The organism is Rhodospirillum centenum SW, from assembly GCF_000016185.1.
Classification (GTDB): Bacteria; Pseudomonadota; Alphaproteobacteria; order Azospirillales; family Azospirillaceae; genus Rhodocista; species Rhodocista centena.
On record NC_011420.2, the window covers coordinates 2,127,880 to 2,151,097 of the forward strand.

Genomic DNA, 23,218 nt, shown 5'->3' on the forward strand with positions numbered 1-23,218 from the left:
ATTCTCCCCGGGGGCGGTTCCGACAGGTGACAGAGTGACTATAGGGCCGGCGACGTCCGGTTCAAACCCGCCCGGACGGGCCGCGGACGGTCGGGTCGGCCCCGAAATAGCGCATTTCCTCGGTGAAGGTCAGCCGCGTGAGGTCGGGCATGCGGTCGATGTAGAGGATGCCGTCCAGATGGTCGATCTCGTGCTGGACGACGCGGGCATGGGTGCCGCTGGCCTCCCGCTCCACCGCCGTGCCGTCCAGGGAGAGGCCACGGTAGCGGATGCGGGCGAAGCGCGGCACCACCCCGCGCAGGCCGGGAATCGACAGGCAGCCCTCCCAGCCCTCCACCATCTCTTCCGACAGGGGCTCGTAGGCGGGATTGACCAGCACCTGCGGCTCCATCGGCAGATCGCCGGCCCCGCCGGTCGCACGGTCGCCGGGGACGCGGAAGACGACGATCCGCCAGCCGACATGCACCTGGGGGGCTGCCAGCCCGATTCCCGGCGCATCCACCATGGTCTCGATCATGTCCAGGGCGAACTGGCGCACCACGGCGGGAATCGGGGTTTCCACCGGCTGCGCCGGGCGGCGCAGAACCGGGTGGCCCATGCGGGCGATCTTCAGAATGGCCATGCCGTTCCCTCTCCCTCGTAGTCTGTGCTCGCAGGATGATGGCTCGCAGGCTGGTGGCGCGCAGGCTGGCGGCGCGCAGACTGGCGGCCGCTTTCCGGAGAACCGGCCGCCCGGCGCTTATATCCCGACCGCGCCCCCTTCCCAAGCCCGGCCGACCATGCTATACGAGCGCCACTGGATCGGCGGGCGCCGCGACCTGTGGGGTCGCGTTCGCCCATATTCCTTTGAAAACCCGTAACCTCGGAGCGGTGACCACCCGTGCAAGTTCTGGTTCGTGACAACAATGTTGATCAGGCCCTGCGCGCGCTGAAGAAGAAGATGCAGCGCGAGGGAATTTTCCGCGAGATGAAGCTGCGCCGCAATTACGAGAAGCCCTCGGAGAAGCGCGCGCGTGAGAAGGCCGAGGCGATCCGCCGGGCCCGCAAGCTTCTCCGCAAGCGCCTGGAGCGCGAGGGCTACTAAGACCGGTCCGGGTCTGAAGCCGGTCGGCGCGCCCGTCCGATTCAGGTGTGACAAACCCGGCCTGACAGTCCCGGCCTGACCGTCGAGCCGCCCTGCTTCCGCGGGGCGGCTTTTGGCGTTCCGAATCCGGCACTCTGCCCTGGAGCATGCCGGCGCGGCCATCCGTCCGGTGCCTGCCCTGCCCGCCCCTGCGCTTTCCACCCTGCGCGTCTCATCGGTCCCGCAGCGCCCGCCTCCTGCCCGGCCGCGTCTGGCCGCGCTCTCTTCCCTGCCCTCCCTAGTCGCGGCCCCGGCGCCGGCCCTGGCGCTTGAAAGTGGCCTTGGTGAATTCCGGCGGCCTGCCCGCGACCCAGCGGATGAAGGCCGCGATCGCCGGATGCGCCCGCAGCGACTCGATCGTGCCGTAGCGGTCGCGCAGGTCCCGCTCGCTGAACTCGGCATGGATGCGGCGGTGGCAGACCCGGTGCAGCGTCACCGTCTCCCGCCCGCCCAGGGAGCGCGGCACCAGATGGTGCTCCTCCAGACTCGGCCCTTCCAGCATCTCCCGACCGCACAGGGGGCACGGACCCAGGCTGCGCCCGGACAGGGCGGGCAGCTCCGGCGGCAGCGGCGGCAGGCGGGGCATCGTCACCTCCGGTCGGGTCGGAGCGGGGCGCCCCGGCATCGCCGGCGCCGCCCGCACAGGCAAAGGGCCGCCCGGTTGCCCGGGCGGCCCTTGCCGCAGGATATGTGGCCGGTGCGCCGGTCAGTGGCCGCCGGAGAGCGACTTCACGATCTCCTCGGTCATCTTCTTGGCGTCGCCCAGCAGCATCATGGTGTTGGGGCGGAAGAACAGCTCGTTCTCCACGCCGGCATAGCCGGCACCCATGGAGCGCTTCACGAACAGCACGGTCTTGGCCTTCTCGACGTCCAGGATCGGCATGCCGAAGATCGGGCTGTTCGGGTCCGTCTTGGCCGCCGGGTTGGTGACGTCGTTGGCGCCGATGACGTAGGCCACGTCCGCCTGACCGAAATCGCGGTTGATCTCGTCCAGTTCGAACACCTCGTCATAGGGCACGTTGGCCTCGGCCAGCAGCACGTTCATGTGGCCGGGCATGCGGCCCGCCACCGGGTGGATGGCGTACTTGACATCCACCCCCTCGGCCTTCAGCAGGTCGGCCATCTCGCGCAGGGCGTGCTGCGCCTGCGCCACCGCCATGCCGTAGCCGGGGACGATGATGACCTTGGAGGCGTTCTTCATGATGAAGGCCGCATCCTCGGCGCTGCCCGCCTTGTAGCTGCGGTCCAGGGCGTCGGCACCGGCCGCGGCCGCCGAAGCGTCGCCACCGAAACCGCCCAGGATCACGTTGATGATCGAGCGGTTCATCCCCTTGCACATGATGTAGCTGAGGATGGCGCCCGAGGCGCCGACCAGGGCGCCGGTGACGATCAACAGGTTGTTCTGGAGCGTGAAGCCGATGCCCGCCGCCGCCCAGCCGGAGTAGCTGTTCAGCATGGACACGACCACCGGCATGTCGGCGCCGCCGATCGGCAGGATCAGCAGCAGGCCGAGCGCCAGCGCCACGACGATGATCATCCAGAACACGGTCTCGCTCTGCGTGATGCAGAGGACGAGGACCAGGAACACCAGCAGGCCGCCGAGGCCGGCGTTCAGCTTGTGCTGCCCCTCGAAGATCAGCGGCTTGCCGCTGATGCGGCCGTCCAGCTTGAGGAAGGCCACCACCGAGCCGGTGAAGGTGACCGCGCCGATGGCCACGCCGAGGCTCATCTCGATCAGGGAGCCGATGTGGATGGCCCCCGGCTCGCCGATGCGGTAGCTCTCCGGCGAGTAGAAGGCCGCGGCGGCGACGAACACGGCCGCCAGACCGACAAGGCTGTGGAACGCCGCCACGAGCTGCGGCAGATCCGTCATCTTGATGCGCTGGGCGATGAAATAGCCGATCGACCCGCCGATGCCGATGCCGAGAATGATCAGCAGGCTGCGGCCGGGATTCAGGGAGATCCCGGTCAGGGACTCCTGCGCGATCAGCGTGGTCACGATGGCGATGCCCATGCCGATCATGCCGAAGCGGTTGCCGTCCTGCGCCGTTTCCGGGCTGGACAGGCCGCGCAGGGCCATGATGAAGCAGACGGCCGCCACGAGATAGGCGAAGGAAGCGAATGCGAACATCGGTGTCGCCCTCCCGGCTTACTTGCTGCCGGCGCCGGCGGGCGCCTTCTTCTTGTACATCGCCAGCATCCGCTGGGTGACCAGGAAGCCACCGAAGATGTTCACGGAGGCCAGGATGACGGCGGCGAAGCCGAAGCCCGCCGACCAGCCCGACACGCTGGCGCCGGTGGCGATCAGGGCGCCGACGATGATCACGGAGGAGACGGCGTTCGTCACCGCCATCAGCGGCGAGTGCAGCGCCGGCGTGACGCGCCAGACGACGTAGTAGCCGACGAAGCAGGCCAGCACGAAGACGGTCAGGCCGACGATGAAGAAGGGCACGCCCTCGACCGGGACGGCGGCGGAGAGCTGGTTCGCCTGATCGGCCAGCTCGGCCGCCTTGGCCGAAAGCTCGCTGGCCCGGGTAGCCAGTTCGTTCGCGTTTTCCGCAATATCCTTCGGGTCCATGGCGGTCACTCCTCGGCGCCGGTGTTGCTGTCGGAGGCGGGGGCCGGCGCGACCGGGGCCGCCGGGGCGGGCGCCGCGGGCGCGAAGGCCGGATGCACCACCTGTCCGCCGCGGGTCAGGGCCGTGCCCTTCACCACCTCGTCATCCCAGTTGAAGGCCAGCGCCTTCCTGTCCTTGTCGATGAACGGGGTCAGGAACGCCAGCAGGTTGCGGGCATAGAGGGCGGAGGCGTCCACCGCGATGCGGCTGGGCAGGTTGACCCGGCCGACGATGGTGACACCGTACTTGCGCACGACCTCGCCGGGGACGGAGCCCTCGACGTTGCCGCCCTGCTCCACCGCCATGTCCACGACGACCGCGCCCGGCTTCATCGTCCGCAGCATCTCGTCCGTGACCAGCACGGGCGCCTTGCGGCCGGGGATCAGCGCCGTCGTGATGACGATGTCCTGCTTCCGGATCGTCTCGGCGACCAGGGCGCGCTGCTTCTCCTGGTAGGCGGCCGACATCTCCTTGGCGTAGCCGCCGGCCGTCTGGGCCTGCTGGAACTCCTCGTCCATGACGGCGATGAAGGTCCCGCCCAGGCTCTCCACCTGCTCCTTGGTGGCCGGGCGCACGTCGGTCGCGCTGACCACGGCGCCCAGGCGCTTGGCGGTGGCGATGGCCTGGAGGCCCGCCACGCCGACGCCCATGATGAAGGCGCGGGCCGGCGGCACGGTGCCGGCGGCCGTCATCATCATCGGGAAGGCGCGGCCGAACTCGTTGGCGGCCTCCAGCACGGCGCGGTAGCCGGCCAGGTTGGCCTGGCTGGACAGCACGTCCATGCTCTGGGCGCGGGTGATGCGCGGCATGAACTCCATGGCGAAGGCGTCGATGCCGGCATCGGCATAGGCCTTCACGCGGGCCGCATCGGCATGGGGGGAGAGGATGGCCACCAGGGTGGCGCCCCTCTTCATCAGCGCGATCTCGTTGACACCCCCCTCGCCCGGGCCGATCGGTCGCTGCACCTTCAGGACGAGGTCGGCGTCCCGCAGGGCGGCGGCCGCGTCCGGAGCGATGGTCGCGCCGGCGGCGGCGAACGCCTCGTCCGTGATCGCCGATCCCAACCCGGCGCCGGTCTCGACCACCACTTCGGCGCCCAGCGCCAGGAATTTCTTGACGGTCTCGGGCGATGCCGCGACGCGCAGCTCATTCGCCCGCCGTTCCTTGGGAATGGCGATTTTCATGCGCTCTCTATCCCCTTTCGTCTGCGCCCGGCGGCCCGGTCACCTGACGGGTGCCGGCCGGCCCACACTCTTTTTGCGCCGGCACCATGCCCCATCGGACCTTCTTTGTGAAGCCGCAGAGCCGGCGCCTCCGGCCTTATGCCGCGCCGCGGCCGGCGGCGGAAGCGCCGTCCGCGCCGGCCCGGGGCCGGAGGGCATCCGGGGACTTAATGTCGCGCCTGCTTCCGTATGGGGTACGGGCCGGGCGCACCGGCCGGCGCGGGCCGCCCAGACGGAACGGGCCGTCCCTGCCCGGGACGGCCCGTCCGCCGCCATTTCCGCGGGGATCGCGTCAGCCGCCGACGCCGCTGGCCGCCGTGGTCCCGCCGGCGCTGACCCCGCCGGGGCCGGTCGCGCCGGCTCCCGCACCGCCGGACATGCCGGAAGCGCCGCCCGGCCCGTAGCCGTCGCGCTGGAGGTTCAGCCCGTCCGGGGTGCTCCGGCTGTCCGCCCGCGCATCCGTCTGGCCGCCGCCGGCGCCGGTGGACGATCCCGTGCCGGAGGGCGCATCGCCGGTGGCCCCGCCCCGCAGGCCCGACGCCCTGTCGCCGGCCCGGCCCCCGCCCTGTTCGTCGGAGGATCGGCGGTCGCCGCTGCCGAGGCCGACCTCATCGGAGCCTGCTTCCGTTCCGCTACCGGAACGGTTTGTCGCGCCGCCGGCTCCGGCCCCACGATCGACGGTGCCCGACCAGTCGGTCGCCGCGCGTCGTCCCGAGGCGTTCGTTCCGTCACCGGATCGGTCTGCGCCGGCGCTGTCCCGGTCCGCCCCCGGAGCCGCGGCGCCAGCGGCACGCGACGGGGCGGTCTGGCCCGGCATCCCCTCGTCGCTGAGGCCGCCGCGGTCGGCGATGCCCGGCCGGTCGGTGCCCGACGCCGCGGCGGCGCCGCTCTCCCGGCTCTGCGCCTGGCCCTGGCCGGACCCGCCGTCCTGCGCGGCCGCGGCGCTGGCGAGGGGGGCGCCGGAGAGGGCGAGACCGGCGGCGGCGGAAAGAAGAAGCATCCTGCTGAAGCTCATGGGATCAGGTCCTCCGGTGGCGGTGGTCGCCCTCCCAACCGCCCGGACACCGGGGCGTTCCCGGCCATGGCCGGCCGCTGTCCGCGGCCCTTGACCCGGCCCCGGCGGACGCAGACACTCCGCGCCGGCACCGGTCTCACGGCCGGCAGCATCCCTTTCCGGTCCGGCCTTGTCCGGCCCGAAGTCCTGACCAGAGATCCTGGAATGAGCGAGCCCGTCCCCGAGAAACACCCGCTGGCCGATGCCGCCCGCACCCTGTTCAAGGAGCTGACCGAGGCCGGACGGCCGGTAGTCGGCGTCGGCATGGGCGAGGGGCGGATCATCCTGCGCATCAGCGCACCCGACCACGGCGCCCCGGAAGAGTACCGCGGCTATCCCGTCATCATCCTGACGGACGAGGGCATCCGCCGCTGAGCGGGGACGCCCCCGTCCCGCCCGGTCCCGGTCAGAGGCCCGCCCGCACGACGGGCAGATGCTCCGTCATGTAGAGGCGGAACCAGTAGGTGTAGGCGTCGGGGTTCGCCTCGATGTCGGCCAGCAGGGACGGCTCGTCCGTCCAGGCGATGGCGTCCACCTCGTCCGGGTTGGGCCGCACCGCCCCGGCATGCTCGCCGGCGAACAGGGTCACCATCTCGTTCTCGTGCAGGCCGTTGCCGAAATCGACGGCATAGTGCAGCCGCCCCAGCGGCCGCAGGGCGCAGGTGAAGCCGAGTTCCTCGAACAGGCGGCGACCGGCGGCTTCGGCCAGCCCCTCGCCCGGCCGCGGGTGGCCGCAGCAGGTGTTCGACCAGAGGCCGCCGGAATGGTACTTCACCGCAGCCCGGCGCTGCAGGAGCTGACGCCCCTGCGGATCACGCACGAACACGGAGAAGGCGCGATGGCGCAGGCCCTCCTGGTGGGCGAGAAGCTTCGGCGCGATCCCGGTCTCCCGGTCGTCGGCGTCCACCAGGATCACCCGCTCCGCCGCATCGCCGACGAGCGCGCCGGCCGACGCCCCGCCGGAGGCGGAGGCGGAGGCAAGGGGTCCGGGGGGGTGCTGGGAGGTCATTACGGTTGCCATCCTCATCCACGGGTGGGTCGGCCGGCGGCGGGCGGGCCCGTCCCTGCCGGTCCGGAAGGGGGCCGGAAAGGGGGTGGCGTCCAGCGGTCGCACCGCTGCGGGGTTGACGGCGGCCGCCTTCCCAGGCCCTTTGCCGCGGAAGCTAGAGGCGCGGATTTCCCCCGTCAATCGACGGGGGCTCCCCGCGCCCCGGACGCCCCCTGGAAGGAGTGACGCACCCCTTCAGGGAGGGCTCCCGGCCCCGCGTGACAACTGTAAATTTGAGTTGACACTATACAGTGTCAAGCAAAAGATGGCGCCATGCAGTACCCCAAGCCCTCCGCCGTTCTTGAGCTTCTGAAACCCATCACCTGGTTCCCGCCGATGTGGGCCTTCGGGTGCGGGGTGGTGTCCTCCGGCGTGCCGCTGGAGGGCCACTGGTGGTTGCTGGTCGCCGGCGTCATCCTGGCCGGACCGCTGGTCTGCGCCACCAGCCAGGCCGTCAACGACTGGTTCGACCGCCATGTGGACGCCATCAACGAGCCGCACCGGCCGATCCCGTCGGGCCGGATGCCGGGCCGCTGGGGCCTCTATGTCGCCATCCTCTGGACCGCCGTCTCCCTGCTCTGGTCGATGATGCTGGGCCCGTGGGTGGTGTATGCCGCCATCGTCGGGCTGGCGCTGGCCTGGGCCTACAGCGCGCCGCCGTTCCGGCTGAAGCTGAACGGCTGGTGGGGCAATGCGGCCGTGGGCGCCTGCTACGAGGGCCTGCCCTGGCTGACCGGCGCCGCCGTGATGCTGATGCAGCAGCCGGACTGGCGCATCTTCGCGCTGGCCGGGCTCTACAGCTTCGGCGCCCACGGCATCATGACGCTGAACGATTTCAAGTCGATCAAGGGCGACACGAAGATCGGCATTGCCTCGCTGCCGGTGCAGCTCGGCGCCGACAACGCGGCCCTGATCGCCTGCGTCTTCATGGCGGCACCGCAGGTCATCGTGATCGCGCTGCTGCTGCAGTGGGGCCAGCCCCTGCACGCCCTGGCCGTCGCCGGGCTGCTGGCGGTGCAGGCCCTGATGATGGTGCGGTTCCTGAAGGACCCGATCAAGCGGGACGTCTGGTACAGCGGGTTCGGCGTCCCGGTCTATGTCTCCGGCATGATGGTCAGCGCGTTCGCGCTGCGCTACGCCCCCGACCTTGCGGCTGCGGTGACGCCATGATCCCTGGGACCTCCCTTCGGCCCCTGCCCCCGCTGGGGTGGCTGGGCATCGTGCGTCTGGCCCTGGTGCAGACGGCACTGGGCGCCATCGTGGTGCTCACCACCTCGACCATGAACCGGGTGATGGTGGTGGAGCTGGTCCTGCCGGCCATGCTGCCGGGCTTCCTGGTGGCGATGCACCACATCATCCAGATTTCGCGGCCGCGCCTGGGCTACGGCTCGGACGTCGGCGGCCGGCGCACGCCCTGGATCATCGGCGGCATGGCGGTGCTGGCCGCCGGCGGCGCCGGCTCGGCCGTGGCGACGGCGCTGATGGTGACCTCCCCCGTGCTCGGCACGGTGGTCGCCATCGTCGCCTTCCTGGCCATCGGCCTGGGCGTCGGCGCCTGCGGCACCTCGCTGCTGGTCCTGCTGGCCAAGCGGGTGCCCGCGCAGCGCCGGCCGGCCGCGGCGACGATCTGCTGGGTGATGATGATCATCGGCTTCATCGTCACGGCCCAGACCGCCGGCCATTTCCTGGACCCCTTCTCGCTCGGCCGGCTGGTGGCGGTGACCTGCACCGTCTCGGCCATCGCCATGGTCGTCACCGTGCTGGCCGTCTGGGGCGTGGAGGGCCGCGCCACAGCGCCGGCCCCGGCCGCGTCCGACGAGCCGGCGGTGCCCTTCGCGGTCGCCTTCCGGCAGGTCTGGGACGAGCCGGCGGCCCGCGGCTTCGCGGTCTTCGTCTTCGTCTCCATGCTGGCCTACAGCGCCCAGGACCTGATCCTGGAACCGTTCGCCGGCACCGTGTTCGGCATGACGCCGGGTGAATCCACGAAGATGGCCGGCATCCAGAACGCCGGCGTGCTGCTGGGCATGATCCTGGTCGGCGTGATCGGCACGCTGACCGGCGGCCGCTCGCAGAACGCCCTGCGCGCCTGGACGGTGGGCGGCTGCATCGCCTCGGCCGCGGCGCTGACGGCGCTGGCGGTGGGCGGCAGCGTCGGCCCGGGCTGGCCGCTGCTGCCGACCGTGTTCGCCCTGGGTGTGTCGAACGGCGTCTTCGCCGTGGCCGCCATCGGGTCCATGATGGAGCGCGTGGGGGCGGGCCGTGAATCCCGCGAGGGCGTGCGCATGGGCCTGTGGGGCGCAGCACAGGCCGTCGCCTTCGGGCTGGGCGGCTTCATCGGCACCGCCGCGGCCGACGCGGCCCGCGTCTTCTTCGAGACCCCCGCCACGGCCTACGGTGCCGTCTTCGTGGCGGAGGGGCTCCTGTTCCTCGTCTCCGCGCTGATGGCCCTGCGGCTGGGCGCGGACAGGCTCCAGGGGGCGGGCTCCCGTGCCGTCCCCGCTGGCGCGCGCTGAATTCTGTCAGGCTTGAGGGGGTGTGAACGCCATGTCTGACCTGGAGACCTTCGACGCGGTGGTGGTCGGCGGCGGGCCCGCCGGCGCCACCGCCGCCACCGATCTGGCCCGCGCCGGGCGCAAGGTGCTGCTGCTGGACAAGGCCGGCCGCATCAAGCCCTGCGGCGGCGCCATCCCGCCGCGGGCGATCCGCGACTTCGACATTCCCGACGCGCTGCTGGTGGCGAAGATCACCTCGGCCCGCATGATCTCGCCGTCCGGCAAGGCGGTGGACATGCCGATCGACGGCGGCTTCGTCGGCATGGTGGACCGCGACGTGTTCGACGAGTGGCTGCGCAAGCGCGCCGCCACCTCCGGCGCCGACCGCCGCACCGGCACCTTCGAGGCGCTGGACCGCGACACCGACGGCACCGCCATCGTGCGCTACCAGCCGAAGGGCTCGCCCGACGGGACGCTGGAGAGCGTGCGCGCCCGCGTCGTGATCGGCGCGGACGGCGCCAATTCCGCCGTGGCGCGGCTGGCCCTGCCGGACGAGCAGGTGCCGCTGGTCTTCGCCTACCACGAGATCATCGAGACCCCGGCGGACGCCCGGCCCGGCGGCACCGTGGACGGCGCCCGCTGCGACGTCTACTACCAGGGCAAGTTCTCCCCGGACTTCTATTCCTGGGTCTTCCCGCACGGCCCGGCGACCAGCATCGGCACCGGCAGCATGCACAAGGGCTTCTCCCTGCGCGGCTCCATCGCCGACCTGCGGGTGGCGCTGAAGCTGGACGGCTGCAGGACCATCCGCAAGGAGGGCGCGCCGATCCCGCTGAAGCCGCGCAAGCGCTGGGACAACGGGCGCGACGTGCTGCTGGCCGGCGATGCCGCCGGCGTCGTCGCCCCGGCCTCGGGCGAGGGCATCTACTATGCGCTGGCCTGCGGCCGCGTCGCCGCCGAAGCGGTGGACGGCTTCCTGAAGACCGGCGACGTGCGCGAACTGGCGCAGGCGCGCAAGCGCTTCATGAAGGCGCATGGCCGCGTGTTCTGGATTCTCGGCATCCTCCAGAAATTCTGGTACAGCAGCGACAAACGGCGGGAACGCTTCGTCAGCATCTGCCAGGACAAGGACGTCCAGAAGCTGACGTGGGAAGCCTACATGAACAAGGAACTGGTGCGCGCCCGGCCCGCCGCCCATGTGCGCATCTTCTTCAAGGATCTGGCGCACCTGTTCGGACTGGTGCCGCCCTGAGGCCGACGATGACCGACGCCACGATGACTGGAACCAAGGGACTGCGGGAGTGATGAAGAAGATGGATGCCGACTCCCCGGGCTCCGTGATGGAGCGCGCCCCCGCCGTCGCCGCGACGAAGGGGGCCGCCAAGCGCGCTCCCCGCGGCAAGCGGGCCGAGGAGACGCCGGTCGCGGCCCCGGCCGAGGCCCCCAAGCGCCTGCCCTTCCCCTTCTCAGCCATCGTCGGGCAGGAGGAGATGAAGCTGGCGCTGCTGATCGCCGCCGTGGATCAGAGCGTCGGCGGCGTCATGGTCTTCGGTGACCGCGGCACCGGCAAGTCCACGGCCGTCCGCGCCCTGGCCGCCCTGCTGCCGCCCATGCTGGCGATCGACGGCTGCCGCTACAACTGCGACCCGGCCAAGCCCTGCGCCGAATGCCGCGCCCGGGCGGCGGACGCGCCGCTGCACGCCAAGCGCGTCCCGGTGCCGGTGGTGGACCTGCCGCTGGGCGCCACGGAGGACCGCGTGGTCGGTGCGCTGGACCTGGAGCGCGCCCTGGCGAAAGGCGAGAAGGCGTTCGAGCCGGGCCTGCTGGCCCGCGCCCACCGCGGCTTCCTCTACATCGACGAGGTGAACCTGCTGGAGGATCACCTGGTCGATCTGCTGCTGGACGTCGCCGCCTCGGGCGAGAACGTCGTCGAGCGCGAGGGGCTGAGCATCCGCCATCCGGCCCGCTTCGTCCTGGTCGGCTCCGGCAATCCCGAGGAGGGCGAGCTGCGGCCGCAGCTCCTGGACCGCTTCGGCCTGTCGGTGGAGGTGAAGACCCCGACCGTGCTGCAGGACCGGATCGAGGTGGTGCGCCGCCGCGACGCGTTCGAGCACGATCCCGCCGCCTTCTGCGAGCGCTGGCACAAGGAAGAAGCGGCGCTGAGCCGCCGCATCGAATCCGCCCGCGACCATCTTTCCTCGGTCAAGGTGCCGGACACGGTGCTGGAGCATGCCGCCCAGCTCTGCATGACGCTGGGGGCCGACGGCCTGCGCGGCGAGCTGACCCTGATGCGGGCTGCGCGGGCGCTGGCCGCGCTGGACGGCGATGCGGAGGTGACGGACGCGCATCTGCGCAAGGTCGCCCCCGCCGCCCTGCGCCACCGCCTGCGGCGCAACCCGCTGGACGAGGCCGGTTCCTCCGTGCGCATCGAGCGGGCGTTGCAGGAGATGTTCGGCGAATGAGCACGGACGCCGCCCGCGCGACTCCCGGTGCCGATCCGCGCTGGGTGGACGCGGCGACGGCAGCCGCCCTGTTCGCCGTCGATCCCGTGGGCACCCAGGGCGTGGCCATCCGCGCCCTGGCGGGTCCGGTGCGCGACCGCTGGCTGGACCTGCTGCGCACCCTGATGCCGTCCGGCGCACCGATCCGGCGGATGCCGCTGCACGTCACCGACGGCAACCTGCTGGGCGGGCTGGATCTGGCCGCGACCCTCAGGGCCGGCCGCCCCGTCGTCGGCCGCGGCCTGCTGGCCGAGGCGGACGGCGGCGCCGTCGTCGTCGCCATGGCCGAGCGGCTGCCGCCCGGCACGGCGGCGAAGCTGGCGGCCGTGCTCGATTCGGGCGAGGTGCGGATGGAGCGCGACGGTATCGCGCTGAGCAGCCGCGCCGCGCTGGGCATCGTCGCCCTGGACGAGGGGATCGAGGAGGACGAGCGTCCGCCCGAAGCCCTGATGGACCGGCTGGCCTTCCACATCGACCTGGCCGGACTGCCCTACCGCGAGATCGACCTGACCCCTGTCGAGACCGACGAGGTGCTGGAGGCGCGCGCCCTGCTGCCGCAGGTCGTCCTCGGTCCCGAGACGGTGGAGGCGATGTGCTCCACGGCCATGGCGCTGGGCATCGACAGCGTGCGCGCGCCCCTGCTGGCCCTGCGCGTGGCGCGGGCCGCGGCCGCCCTGGCCGGCCGTACCGCCGTCGGGCGGGAGGAGGCGTCCATCGCCGCCCGGCTGGTGCTGGCGCCGCGCGCCACCATGCTGCCGCCGTCCGATGAGCCGCAGGAGGAGGACGAGCCCCCGCCGCCGGAGGAGCCGGACGAGCCCGAGACCCCGCCCGATCCGCCCGAACAGAACGAGGGCGACGAGAACAAGCCCCTGGAGGACGTGGTGCTGGAGGCGGCCAAGGCCGCCATCCCCGCCGGGCTGCTGGCGAAGCTGATGGCCGAGGGGCTGTCGCGCTCCCGCTCGCCCCAGGGCGGCCGGGCCGGCGCCACCCAGACCGGCGGCACCCGCGGCCGCCCGGCCGGCGTGCGCCGGGGCGAGCCCAAGGCCGGCACCCGGCTGAACGTGATCGAGACCCTGCGCGCCGCCGCCCCCTGGCAGCCGCTGCGCCGCCGCGCCGGCGGCGAGGGCCAGACCCGGGTCGAGGTCCGCAAGGACGACATGCGGGTCAACCGCATCAAACGGAAGTCGCAGACGGCGACCATCTTCGTCGTCGATGCCTCCGGTTCCGCCGCCTTCCAGCGGCTGGCCGAGGCGAAGGGCGCGGTCGAGCTGCTGCTGGCGGACTGCTACGTGCGCCGCGACCAGGTGGCGCTGCTGGCCTTCCGTGGCATGGAGGCGGAGCTGCTGCTGCCGCCCACCCGGTCGCTGGTGCGCGCCAAGCGCAGCCTGGCCGGGCTGCCGGGCGGCGGCGGCACGCCGCTGGCCGCCGGCATTGACGCCGCCGGCGCCCTGGCCGACGCGCTGCGCCGGCGGGGCGTCACGCCCACCGTGGTGATGCTGACCGACGGTCGCGCCAACGTGGCGCGCGACGGCGGCAAGGGCCGGCAGAAGGGCGAGCAGGATGCGCTGGCGGCGGCGAAGCAGTTCCGCATCACGGGGCTGACGGCGCTGGTGATCGACACCTCGCAGCGCCCCGACCCGGCGGCGCGGCAGGTGGCGGGGGAGATGGGGGCGCTCTACGTGCCCCTCCCCTATGCCGACGCGGCGGCCCTGTCGGGCGTCGTGCGGGCGGCGGCTCCCCGCCCGGCCTCGCAGGTCCGGTGAGGGGACGCATGCTCCGGAGTCGCCCCGCATGATCCCGATGAACGGGCCGGACTGGTCGCAGGAGGGCCGGGACTGGCCGAACCGCGAGTTCAGCAGCTTCGTCACGGCGGCGGGGCTGCGCTGGCATGTGCAGCGGATGGGCAGCGGCCCGGTGCTGCTGCTGGTCCACGGCACCGGCGCGGCGACGCATTCCTGGCGCGACCTCGCCCCGCTTCTCTCCAAGTGGTTCACGGTGGTGGCGCCGGACCTGCCCGGGCACGGCTTCACCGCGGCGCCGTCGGTCAGCCGGCTCTCGCTGCCGGGCATGGCGCGGGCGCTGGACGGGCTGCTGAAGACGCTGGGCGTCACGCCGTCGCTGGTGGTGGGCCATTCCGCCGGCGCCGCCATCCTGACGCGGATGGCGCTGGACGGCATGATCGCGCCGCGGGCGATCATCTCCCTGAACGGGGCCTTTCTGCCCTTCCGGGAGGAGCAGGGCCGGTTCTTCTCCACCCTGGCCAAGCTGCTGGTGCTGAACCCGTTCGTGCCGCGCCTGTTCGCCTGGCGTGCGGCCGACCGGCACTCGGTGGAGCGGCTGATCGCGGGCACCGGCTCCGCCCTGGGCGGGTCGGGGGTGGACTATTACACGCGGGTGCTGCGCTATCCGCGTCATGTCGCCGCCGCCCTGGGCATGATGGCGAACTGGGATCTGGTGCCGCTGGTCCGCGACCTGCCCCGGCTGAAGTGCCGGCTGGTGCTGGTGGCCGGCAGCGCCGACCATGCCGTGCCGCCGCATCAGGCCGAGCGGATCGCGGCACGGGTGCCCGAGTCGGACATCGAGACCCTGCCGAAACTGGGCCATCTGGCGCATGAGGAACGGCCCGACCTGGTGGCCGACATCATCCTGCGCGTGGCGCGGCAGACCGGCGTCATCCGCTGATCCGCCCTGCACCGCCCGCGGCGGCGTGCCTCACCCCCGCTGCTTGCGGGGCACCTTCCGCGGTCCAATGTGTTTGCCGAGGCAGACCGCGGACCGAAGGAGCCCTGCCATGACGCGTGCGTATTCCCCCCTGCCGCCGGCCGTCGCCGGCGATTTCCGCGAAACCGTGGGACGGGCGGGCCGGCTGGGATTCTATGTCGGCGGACCGATGCCGGGCGACGGCGAGCATCCCCTGCTGCTGATCCACTCCATCAACGCCGCCGGCTCCGCCTACGAGGTGCGGCCGATCTTCGAGCGCGCCGTGCGGACGCGGCGGGTCTTCGCCGTGGACCTGCCCGGCTTCGGCCGCTCTGACCGCAGCGACCGCCGGTACGACCCGCGGCTCTACACCGATGCGGTGCACGAGATGCTGGACGTGATCGCGGCGGAGCACGGGATGCGGCCGGTGGACGTGCTGGCCCTGTCGCTCTCTTCCGAATTCGCGGCCCGCGCCACGGCGGAACGACCCGAGCGGGTCCGCACCCTGACCCTGGTCACGCCGACCGGCTTCAGCCGCCCGGAGTCGCGGGTGATGCGCGTGCCCGGCGGGACGCGGGAGGTGCCGGGTCTCTATGCCGCCCTGTCCGTGCGGCTGTGGAGCCAGGGGCTCTACGACCTGCTGGTGAAGCCGCGGAGCATCCGCTACTTCCTGAAGCGCACCTGGGGGGCCGACCACTTCGACGAGGGGCTGGCCGACTACGACGACCTGACGACGCACCAGCCCGGCGCCCGCTTCGCGCCCTTGGCCTTCCTCTCCGGCCGGCTGTTCAGCGCCGACATCCGGCTGGTCTACGAGAAGCTGGCCCTGCCGGTCTGGGTGCCGCACGCGACCCGCGGCGACTTCCAGAACTTCAGCGGCGCGGGCTGGGCCCGGAACCTGCCGAACTGGCATTTCCAGCCCTGTCCGACCGGCGCCCTGCCGCATTTCGAGATGCCGGACGTGTTCATGGCGGATCTCTACCGCTTCCTGGCCCAGACGCGCGCCGAAGCCGCCTGAGCCTCGCCCGGCGACGGTGTCGCGGGGGAGGCGTCGGGGACCCTGTACCGCCGTGGGGGTAGGCGGATAAGCCTTTGGCCTGCAAAAGATTCCGCGGTTCTTCCGGAGATCGTCCGGGAGACCGCGATGCTATGTCGCCGGGCCTAGCCAAGTGTCCATTTCCTGGTAAATACTCATGCCATGAACGGACAGACTTCCCAGGGCACGCGGCACCCGCGCTCAACGCCGCCCCATGCGATCGTCATCGGCAGCGGCTTCGGCGGCCTGGCCGCTGCGGTCAGGCTCGGCGCGCGCGGCTACAGGGTCACGGTGCTGGAGCGGCTGGACGCGCCCGGCGGCCGGGCCTCCGTATTCCGGCAGGACGGGTTCACCTTCGACGCGGGGCCGACCATCGTGACGGCCCCGTTCCTGTTCGAGGATCTGTGGACGCTCTGCGGCAAGCGGATGGCGGACGATGTGGAACTGCGGGAGATGAACCCGTACTACCGCATCCGCTTCCACGACGGTGAGGTCTTCACCTACAGCGGCGACCCCGAAGCCATGCGGGCCGAGGTGGGGCGCATCTCCCCTGAGGACGTCGCCGGGTACGAGGGCTTCCTCAAGGCCAGCGAGGAGCGCTTCCGCATCGGCTTCACCGAGCTGGCGCACGCCCCCTTCGGCTCCGTCATGGACATGCTGAAGGTGGCGCCGGACCTGCTGCGCCTCTCCGGCTACCGTTCCGTCTACGATCTGGTGGCGAAACACCTGCGCAACGAACGGCTGCGGACCATCTTCAGCTACCATCCGCTGCTGGTCGGCGGGAACCCGTTCGCCGCCAGCTCCATCTACGCCATGATCGCGTATCTGGAGCGGCACTGGGGCGTCCACTGGGCCATGGGCGGCACCGGCAGTCTGGTGAAGGGGCTGGTCGGGCTGATCGAGGGCCAGGGCAACACGGTCCGCTGCAACGCCGACGTCGCCCGCATCCTGGTGAAGGATGGCCGCGCCGTGGGCGTCCGGCTCGCCTCGGGCGAGGAGCTGGCGTCCGACATCGTCGTCTCCAACGCCGATTCGGCCTGGACCTACCGGCATCTGCTGGCACCGGAGGAGCGCCACCGCTGGACCGACCGCAAGGTGGAGCGGTCGCGCTATTCGATGGGCCTGTTCGTCTGGTACTTCGGCACGAACCGCCGCTACGACGACGTCACCCACCACACGATCATGATGGGCCCGCGCTACCGCGGCCTGCTGGACGACATCTTCAACCGCAAGATCCTGGCGGACGATTTCAGCATCTACCTGCACCGGCCGACGGCGACCGATCCGGCGATGGCGCCGGAGGGCTGCGACACCTTCTATGCCCTGGTCCCCGTTCCCAACCTGGACGGCGGCCCGGACTGGAGCGGGCCGGCGGCCGAGCAGTTCCGCCAGCGGGTGCAGCGCCACCTGTCGGCGACGCTGCTGCCCGGGCTGGAGGAGACCGTCGTCACCTCCAAGGTGATGACGCCGCTGGATTTCCGCGACCGCTACCTGTCCCTCAAGGGGGCCGGGTTCGGGCTGGAGCCGGTGCTGCTGCAGAGCGCCTGGTTCCGCCCGCACAATGCCAGCGAGGAGGTCAAGGGCCTGTACCTCGTGGGCGCCGGCACGCATCCCGGAGCGGGCATGCCGGGCGTGCTCTCCTCCGCCCGGGTCCTCGATACGGTGGTGCCGGATGCAGCAGCCCTTGCTTGAGTCGGCCCCCCGGCCCGTCCTCAACCGCTTCGCGCCGGAGCGGGGCGATCTCGTCGTCTGTCGGGAGATGCTGCGGACGGGATCGCGCAGCTTCCAGGCCGCCTCGCTGCTGCTGCCGACGCAGGTGCGGGAGGCGGCGACCGGGCTCTACGCCTTCTGCCGCATGGCGGACGATGCCGTGGACCTGGGCGACGGCGGGCAGGACGTGCTGGACCGGCTGAACGAGCGGCTGGACCGTGCCTATGCAGGGACTCCCATCGACGATCCGGTCGATCGCGCCTTCGCCCGTGTGGTGGCCCGCTACGGCATCCCGAAGGCCCTGCCGGCGGCGCTGATCGAGGGCTTCGCCTGGGACGCTGCCGGCCGGCGTTATGAGGATCTGTCGGGCCTGTTCGACTATTCGGCCCGCGTCGCCGGCACGGTCGGCGCCATGATGACCCTGCTGATGGGGGTGCGCGACCCGGGGGCGCTGGCGCGGGCTGCCGACCTGGGCGTGGCGATGCAGCTTTCCAACATCGCCCGCGACGTGGGCGAGGATGCCCGCAACGGCCGCATCTATCTGCCGCTCTCCTGGCTGCGCGAGGCGGGGATCGACCCCGAGGCGTGGCTGGCCGACCCCGACGGCACCCCCGGCATCGACCGGCTGGTGCGCCGCCTGCTGAAGGTGGCGGATGATCTCTATGTCCGGGCCGAGTCCGGCATCGTCCGGCTGCCGGTGGGCTGCCGTCCGGGCATCTATGCCGCGCGCTTCCTCTATGCCGAGATCGGCCGCGAGGTGGAGCGGCTGGGACCGCAGGCGGTGTGCCGCCGCGCCGTCGTCTCCGGCCGGCGCAAGCTGGCGCTGCTGCTGCGGGCACTGGCCGCCAGCCCGCATCCGCGCGGCCCGGCCTCGGCCCCCCCGCTGGCGGAGACCGCCTTCCTGGTGGAGGCCGTGCGCAACCATCCCGCCCCGGCCCATCGCCACGCCGGTCCCCAGCGCCTGGAAGACCGGCTGATCTGGGTCCTGGATCTGTTCGAACGCCTGGAACGCTCCGAGCGCGAGTCCAATCCCGACTACCGATACCGTCGGCGGCCCGTGGTGGGCCTGGAAAACACCTGATCGTCTTCGACCCCAAGAGGGAAAGTCCGCGCCATGTTCAGCTTCGGCCTCCTCAAGATGACCTTCGCCTTCGGGCTGTTCCTGGCCTTCCTGTTCTACGAACTGTGGTCCATCCGGCGCGAACTCGCCCGCACGCGGGCACAGGCTGCCGCCGCACCGGTGGAATCCCCGGCCGCCGATTCGCCCCCCCTGGCCGCCGCCCCGGTCGCCCTGGCCGCTGCCGCCGTGGTGGCCGCGACCGCGGACACTGCCGCCGCCGCTGAAACCGCGGCAGAGCCGGTGGCAACCGACTCCGCTCCTGTCGAGCCGGTTTCTGCCGAAGAGCCGACGGCAGAGCCGGTGGCTACCGACTCCGCGGAGGAGCCGGCCACGCCCGGGACGGATACCGTGACCGCCGCCGCGGAGACGGACAGCGTCGCCATCGAGACCGCCGCCGAGACCGCCGCCGAGACCGAGGAGCCCGCGACGGTTCCCGCCGCCGGAATCAGCGCCTGAAACCCGACGACAGGGGGGCCGGCCACGGTCCGCCCCCCTGCCCCCTCTTCTGATCTTTTCTCCGGCCCTTGCCCGTTGCCCTGACGGCCCGCGGAACACCGCCCAGGGCTTCCCAGGGCCTCAGCCGGCAGACCCAGCCGTTGCGGGCCGTTCCGCGCGGCTGTCATCTTCCTCCCTTGGAGATCATCCCATCGGGAACGCCCGTCCGACCCGCCTGTTGAGCGCGGGAACGGGTGGGCGTGACCGCATGACGGCAGCCCGCCTCCCGAGACACTGACGGAGGACAGGCAGCCATGGGCGATCTCATGACCGGCAATTTCATCTTCATCCTGGCCCTTGGGACTCTGGTGATCGTGCTCGCCTACGCGGTCTACCAGTGGGCGCACATCCGGAAGAAGCGGAAGGACGCTGGCGAGACCGAAGGCGTCGGCGCCGGCACGCGCCAGGTCCTCATGGAGAACGAGGCCATCGCCCGCGAGAAGGGCAGCGCCACCACCCGCCCGGCCGGCGCCGACCGCCGGCCCTGACGGACCAGCTCCGGGGCGGTCGGCGTCAGAGCCGGCCGCCCCGGGCGTTCCTTTCGCCCTGGCCCGTCCGCGAGCCGCCCTTCAGCGGGCGAGGCGCGGCATCCGGAAGGGCAGCAGCACCTGCACCCAGGTACTGTCGAAGCGGTCCAGCGACAGGCTCTCGTGGATCGCGGTCACGTCCTGTCCCGCCATCCGGGTCGCCACCACCGAGCGCGCATAGAACGGCGCATCCACCAGGGTTTCCCTGACGGCCGCCGTGCCTCCCGATTCGCAGCGGACGCCGCGGTTGATCCGCCACCAGAAGCTTCCCGGCAGCGCCACGCGCGGCGGCACCGCGAACGACTCGACCTGGCCCGCCCGGTCGATCCGGATGGCGATGACCTTGCCGCTGCCGTCGCGCCGGCGCACGTCGTAGACGATGGCCGCTCCGTCTCGGCCCTGCGGTCCGACGGGGGCGCGACACCAGTCCCAGTCCGGGAAGTCCTGCGCCAGCGGCGCATCGCCCCAGTTGCAGTCGAAGTATCCGGCACCGCTCCAGCGCAGCGACGGGCGATCAAGCTCCACCTCGACGCGCGAGGCCGGAGCGACCGGCCACCAGCGATGGCGCCCCTCCGCGTCCAGTGTCTCCACATGGGAGGTCACGGCGGACGGGCGGACCCGGACCCGGCCGCGGACCCGGCCGGGCAGCGGCATGGTGGCCTCGTCGATCTCGAAGACCAGCCCCTCCCCGTCCCAGCGGACGGAGCTGGGGCCGATTCCCAGACCCTGCGACTCGGCGGTCAGGCTGGAGCGCCCGCGCTCGGTCATGCACCAGCGGTTGGCCCCCGGCCCGGAGAGCACGACGTTCAGGGAGCAGAAATTCTCCGGGTCGCCCTCGCCGCGGCGCCGCGCCCAGGCGTAGTAGGGCGAGAAGACGCTGCCGATGAAGGCGATCAGGGTCAGGCCGTAACGGCCGTCGTCGCTGAGCGCATCGACATACCACCAGGCATAGCCGTCGCGCGGGACCTTGCGGTCGAACCCGAGTCTCAGGCCCGCAGATCCCGCAGCAGGCTCTCCACCGCCATCCGGCCGGACAGGGCCGCCATCGGCACCCCCGGTCCCGGATGGGCGCTGCCCCCCGCCAGGTAGAAGCGTGGAATCCTGGTCCGCCCCGGCGGACGCTGGAACGACGCCTTCCAGCCGTGCGACGCCCGGCCGTACAGGGCTCCCCCCGTCGCCGGGAACATCCGGCCGAAGTCCGCCGGAGTCGTCACCACCGTGTCCGACCCGGTCCGGGTCACCGTCAGGCCGCAGCGTTCCAGCAGGCCGAAGGTCCTCTCCGTGCATCGTTCGATCTCCGCGGCATCGAAGGGGTTGGCGTCGCCGTCCGGCGGCGCGTTGACAAGGCAGAGCAGCCGCTCCCGGGTGCCGGGCGGCGGTGCTGCCGCGTCCAGGCCGGCGCCACGGTCCTGTGCACAGATATAGACAGTGGGCACACGGGGCAGGCGCCGGCGGACGAAGATGTCATCGAACTCGCCGGCATAGTCGTCGGAGAAGAAGACCGTGTGCCGCAGCAGCGGGAAGCCCGACGTCTCGGCCAGCATGGACCAGGTGACGGCGGAGAGCGACCGCTGCTCCCGCGCCACCGGCGCGACCGCCGGGGCGACACCGCTGCCCAGCAGCCCGTCCGCCACCGCGCCCACGTCGCCGTTGCAGATGACGGCATCGGCGTCCAGGCGCTCCCCGTCCGCCAGTTCGACTCCGCAGGCACGCCCGTCGCGCAGGAGCACCTGCCGGACCTCTGTCCCGTAGCGGAACGCCGCCCCGTGCGACCGGGCCAGCCCCTCCAGCGCCTGGGCGACCTTGTGCATGCCGCCCTGCACCAGCCAGACGCCCTCCTGTTCCACATGCGCGACCAGCATCAGGATCGCCGTCGCCTGGAACGGGGAGGACCCGCAGTAGGTTGAATAGCGGCCGAACAGCTGGCGCAGGCGGGGATCGCGGAAGTGGTCGCCGAGCGCGTTCCACAGCGTGGCAAAGGGTCGCGCCCGCAGCAGGTTCAGCATCCCGAACGGCCCGGCGGTGGTCGCCATGGTGCGCATGCCGGGGCTCGGGGCCCGCATGAAGGGGCGGTCCAGCGTGCGGAAGGTGCGGGCCGCGTCGCGGCAGAACCGGCGGTAGCCGTCGGCTTCCGCCGGGCCGGCGAAGGCGGCGATGGCATCCGCGGAGCGGTCGATGTCGGCGAACAGATCCAGCCGCCCGCCCTCGACCCAGGCATGGCGGGCAAGGATTTCCGCGCGTTCCAGGGTGAGATGGTCGCCCAGCGAGGCCCCGGCCTCGGCGAAGATCTGCTCCAGCACCGGGAGCATGGTGAAGACCGTGGGGCCGGAGTCGATACGGGCATCGCCGATGGCGATCTGGCGCATCTTGCCGCCAGGGGCCGGCCCCTTCTCCAGTACGGTGACCTGGAGCCCACGGGCGGACAACAGGACCGCGGAAACGAGCCCTGCGACACCGCCGCCGATGACCGCGACATGATAACGTGGCACGTCCGGTCCACTCCCGTGGAATGTCGTTGCGTTAACGGCAAGGGACTGTCAATATCACCTGACATACGGGCGTGACAACGCTTGTTTACACTAGGCGGTCACTGTCCGATACGGTCTGGAGGATCGGAATGGACGTGATGGCACGCATCGAACTGGCGCTTGAATCGGCAATCAAGGGGACCGAGGTCTCGGGGACACCCCCGCGACTCGCCGAGGCGATGCGATATTCGGTCTTCCCGGGCGGGCACCGTCTGCGCCCCCGCCTGTGCGTGGCCGTCGCCCGCGCCTGCGGCGACGACGCCCCGGAACTGACCGACGCCGCCGCCGCCTCCATCGAGCTGCTGCACTGCGCCTCGCTGGTCCATGACGACCTGCCCTGCTTCGACGATGCCAGCATCCGACGCTCCAAGCCGTCGGTCCACAAGGCGTTCGGGGAACCGCTCGCCGTTCTGGCGGGCGACGGACTGATCGTGCTCGCCTTCGATCTCCTGGCCCGCGCGGCCGCACAGCGCCCGGACCGGCTGATCCCCCTGATGGGGGTCGTCAGCCGCTCCGTCGGCGTGCCGTCCGGCATCATCGCCGGGCAGGCCTGGGAGTGCGAGCCGGAGGCCGACCTGTCCGAATATCACCGCGCCAAGACCGGCGCCCTGTTCGCCGGGGCGACGATGGCCGGCGCCGCCGCAGCGGGCGCCGATCCGACTCCGTGGCGCTTCCTGGGTGAGCGCCTGGGCGAAGCCTATCAGGTCGCCGACGATCTGCGCGACGTGGCCGCCGACCCGGAGGAGATCGGCAAGCCGGTGGGGCGCGATGCCGCGCTGGGCCGCAGCAGCGCGGTGCGCGAGCTGGGCATCGCCGGCAGCCTGAAGCGCCTGGACGAGCTGGCCGAATCCGCCATCGACTCCATCCCCGCCTGCCCCGGCCAGGCCGAACTGCAGGCCCTGATCCGGATGGAGTCCCGCCGCTTCCTGCCCAAGGATCTGGCGCGCGCCGCCGCCTGAAAGGATGGCGGCTCCCCGCCCGCCGACCGGTAAGGCGCCCACGACGGCGCCCCGGTTCTGCGGGCGGGGTCTTCCCTGCCGCCCC

Annotated in this window: 23 protein-coding genes; 14 read left to right on the forward strand and 9 right to left on the reverse strand. The window is 71.9% G+C overall.

All coding sequences use genetic code 11. The features are described from left to right. Nucleotides 1-61 precede the first annotated feature (61 nt). Entirely contained in the window at nucleotides 62-622 is a 561-nt protein-coding gene (gene def / locus RC1_RS09940) for a peptide deformylase (protein ID WP_012567244.1), read from the reverse strand. A 258-nt stretch (nucleotides 623-880) separates the two neighbouring features. On the opposite strand from def, the gene rpsU reads away from it, so the two are divergent. After that, complete coding sequence (gene rpsU / locus RC1_RS09945) at nucleotides 881-1,084, forward strand: 30S ribosomal protein S21 (RefSeq protein WP_012567245.1); 204 nt, start codon at nucleotides 881-883, stop codon at nucleotides 1,082-1,084. A gap of 277 nt (nucleotides 1,085-1,361) precedes the next feature. Here rpsU and RC1_RS09950 read toward each other — a convergent pair whose 3' ends face one another. The 5 genes from RC1_RS09950 to RC1_RS09970 form a co-directional block, all read right to left on the reverse strand. Next, nucleotides 1,362-1,709, reverse strand: a complete 348-nt coding sequence (locus RC1_RS09950; RefSeq protein ID WP_012567246.1) for an HNH endonuclease signature motif containing protein — start codon at nucleotides 1,707-1,709, stop codon at nucleotides 1,362-1,364. 120 nt (nucleotides 1,710-1,829) lie between these two features. Further along, nucleotides 1,830-3,254: an NAD(P)(+) transhydrogenase (Re/Si-specific) subunit beta gene (locus RC1_RS09955; RefSeq protein ID WP_012567247.1), complete on the reverse strand. Its 1,425-nt coding sequence runs from the start codon at nucleotides 3,252-3,254 to the stop codon at nucleotides 1,830-1,832. A gap of 18 nt (nucleotides 3,255-3,272) precedes the next feature. Then, nucleotides 3,273-3,701 carry an NAD(P) transhydrogenase subunit alpha part 2 gene (locus RC1_RS09960; protein ID WP_049766684.1) on the reverse strand — a complete coding sequence of 143 codons (429 nt, stop codon included), beginning with the start codon at nucleotides 3,699-3,701 and terminating at the stop codon, nucleotides 3,273-3,275. Nucleotides 3,702-3,706: 5 nt separating this feature from the next. Further along, a complete protein-coding gene (locus RC1_RS09965; protein WP_012567249.1) occupies nucleotides 3,707-4,924 on the reverse strand; it encodes a Re/Si-specific NAD(P)(+) transhydrogenase subunit alpha in 1,218 nt (405 codons plus the stop codon). A gap of 331 nt (nucleotides 4,925-5,255) precedes the next feature. Beyond that, entirely contained in the window at nucleotides 5,256-5,978 is a 723-nt protein-coding gene (locus RC1_RS09970; RefSeq protein WP_012567250.1) for a hypothetical protein, read from the reverse strand. A 204-nt stretch (nucleotides 5,979-6,182) separates the two neighbouring features. Here RC1_RS09970 and RC1_RS09975 point away from each other — a divergent pair, with 204 nt between their 5' ends. Continuing rightward, the gene (locus RC1_RS09975) at nucleotides 6,183-6,392 is read left to right on the forward strand and encodes a hypothetical protein (protein ID WP_012567251.1); all 210 of its coding nucleotides are present in this window, start codon (nucleotides 6,183-6,185) and stop codon (nucleotides 6,390-6,392) included. Nucleotides 6,393-6,423: 31 nt separating this feature from the next. Here RC1_RS09975 and idi read toward each other — a convergent pair whose 3' ends face one another. Continuing rightward, entirely contained in the window at nucleotides 6,424-7,026 is a 603-nt protein-coding gene (gene idi, locus RC1_RS09980) for an isopentenyl-diphosphate Delta-isomerase (protein ID WP_083759291.1), read from the reverse strand. Nucleotides 7,027-7,338: 312 nt separating this feature from the next. Between idi and chlG the strand changes: the two genes are divergently transcribed. The 11 genes from chlG to RC1_RS10035 all read left to right on the forward strand — a co-directional run bounded on the left by chlG (nucleotide 7,339) and on the right by RC1_RS10035 (nucleotide 19,607). After that, nucleotides 7,339-8,235, forward strand: a complete 897-nt coding sequence (gene chlG / locus RC1_RS09985; RefSeq protein ID WP_012567253.1) for a chlorophyll synthase ChlG — start codon at nucleotides 7,339-7,341, stop codon at nucleotides 8,233-8,235. Beyond that, nucleotides 8,232-9,578: a BCD family MFS transporter gene (locus tag RC1_RS09990; protein ID WP_012567254.1), complete on the forward strand. Its 1,347-nt coding sequence runs from the start codon at nucleotides 8,232-8,234 to the stop codon at nucleotides 9,576-9,578. The genes chlG and RC1_RS09990 overlap by 4 nt, the downstream gene beginning before the upstream one ends. Before the next feature lie 31 nt (nucleotides 9,579-9,609). Further along, nucleotides 9,610-10,809 carry a geranylgeranyl diphosphate reductase gene (locus tag RC1_RS09995; protein ID WP_012567255.1) on the forward strand — a complete coding sequence of 400 codons (1,200 nt, stop codon included), beginning with the start codon at nucleotides 9,610-9,612 and terminating at the stop codon, nucleotides 10,807-10,809. A gap of 61 nt (nucleotides 10,810-10,870) precedes the next feature. After that, nucleotides 10,871-12,019 carry a magnesium chelatase ATPase subunit I gene (gene bchI, locus RC1_RS10000; RefSeq protein ID WP_012567256.1) on the forward strand — a complete coding sequence of 383 codons (1,149 nt, stop codon included), beginning with the start codon at nucleotides 10,871-10,873 and terminating at the stop codon, nucleotides 12,017-12,019. Beyond that, nucleotides 12,016-13,821 (forward strand): magnesium chelatase subunit D, encoded by a 1,806-nt coding sequence (locus RC1_RS10005; RefSeq protein WP_012567257.1) that lies wholly within the window; start codon nucleotides 12,016-12,018, stop codon nucleotides 13,819-13,821. Before bchI ends, RC1_RS10005 begins: the two co-directional genes overlap by 4 nt. A gap of 28 nt (nucleotides 13,822-13,849) precedes the next feature. Further along, nucleotides 13,850-14,740 (forward strand): alpha/beta fold hydrolase BchO, encoded by an 891-nt coding sequence (gene bchO / locus RC1_RS10010; protein ID WP_012567258.1) that lies wholly within the window; start codon nucleotides 13,850-13,852, stop codon nucleotides 14,738-14,740. Nucleotides 14,741-14,849: 109 nt separating this feature from the next. Beyond that, on the forward strand, nucleotides 14,850-15,776 hold the full coding sequence (locus tag RC1_RS10015; RefSeq protein WP_012567259.1) for an alpha/beta fold hydrolase: 927 nt from the start codon (nucleotides 14,850-14,852) through the stop codon (nucleotides 15,774-15,776). Nucleotides 15,777-15,956: 180 nt separating this feature from the next. Then, complete coding sequence (locus RC1_RS10020; protein ID WP_012567260.1) at nucleotides 15,957-17,486, forward strand: phytoene desaturase; 1,530 nt, start codon at nucleotides 15,957-15,959, stop codon at nucleotides 17,484-17,486. Continuing rightward, nucleotides 17,467-18,585, forward strand: coding sequence for a phytoene/squalene synthase family protein (locus RC1_RS10025; RefSeq protein ID WP_041785290.1), 1,119 nt, complete (start codon nucleotides 17,467-17,469; stop codon nucleotides 18,583-18,585). Before RC1_RS10020 ends, RC1_RS10025 begins: the two co-directional genes overlap by 20 nt. A 33-nt stretch (nucleotides 18,586-18,618) precedes the next feature. Continuing rightward, nucleotides 18,619-19,080 carry a hypothetical protein gene (locus RC1_RS20095; protein ID WP_012567262.1) on the forward strand — a complete coding sequence of 154 codons (462 nt, stop codon included), beginning with the start codon at nucleotides 18,619-18,621 and terminating at the stop codon, nucleotides 19,078-19,080. A 293-nt stretch (nucleotides 19,081-19,373) separates the two neighbouring features. Then, nucleotides 19,374-19,607, forward strand: a complete 234-nt coding sequence (locus RC1_RS10035) for a hypothetical protein (protein WP_012567263.1) — start codon at nucleotides 19,374-19,376, stop codon at nucleotides 19,605-19,607. An 81-nt stretch (nucleotides 19,608-19,688) separates the two neighbouring features. Here RC1_RS10035 and RC1_RS10040 read toward each other — a convergent pair whose 3' ends face one another. Together RC1_RS10040 and crtD are read right to left on the reverse strand one after the other, a co-directional pair. After that, nucleotides 19,689-20,414 carry a carotenoid 1,2-hydratase gene (locus tag RC1_RS10040; RefSeq protein WP_234703854.1) on the reverse strand — a complete coding sequence of 242 codons (726 nt, stop codon included), beginning with the start codon at nucleotides 20,412-20,414 and terminating at the stop codon, nucleotides 19,689-19,691. Nucleotides 20,415-20,632: 218 nt separating this feature from the next. Then, nucleotides 20,633-22,135, reverse strand: a complete 1,503-nt coding sequence (crtD, locus tag RC1_RS10045) for a 1-hydroxycarotenoid 3,4-desaturase CrtD (protein WP_012567264.1) — start codon at nucleotides 22,133-22,135, stop codon at nucleotides 20,633-20,635. A gap of 128 nt (nucleotides 22,136-22,263) precedes the next feature. On the opposite strand from crtD, the gene RC1_RS10050 reads away from it, so the two are divergent. Next, the gene (locus RC1_RS10050; RefSeq protein ID WP_012567265.1) at nucleotides 22,264-23,133 is read left to right on the forward strand and encodes a polyprenyl synthetase family protein; all 870 of its coding nucleotides are present in this window, start codon (nucleotides 22,264-22,266) and stop codon (nucleotides 23,131-23,133) included. Nucleotides 23,134-23,218: the final 85 nt, after the last annotated feature.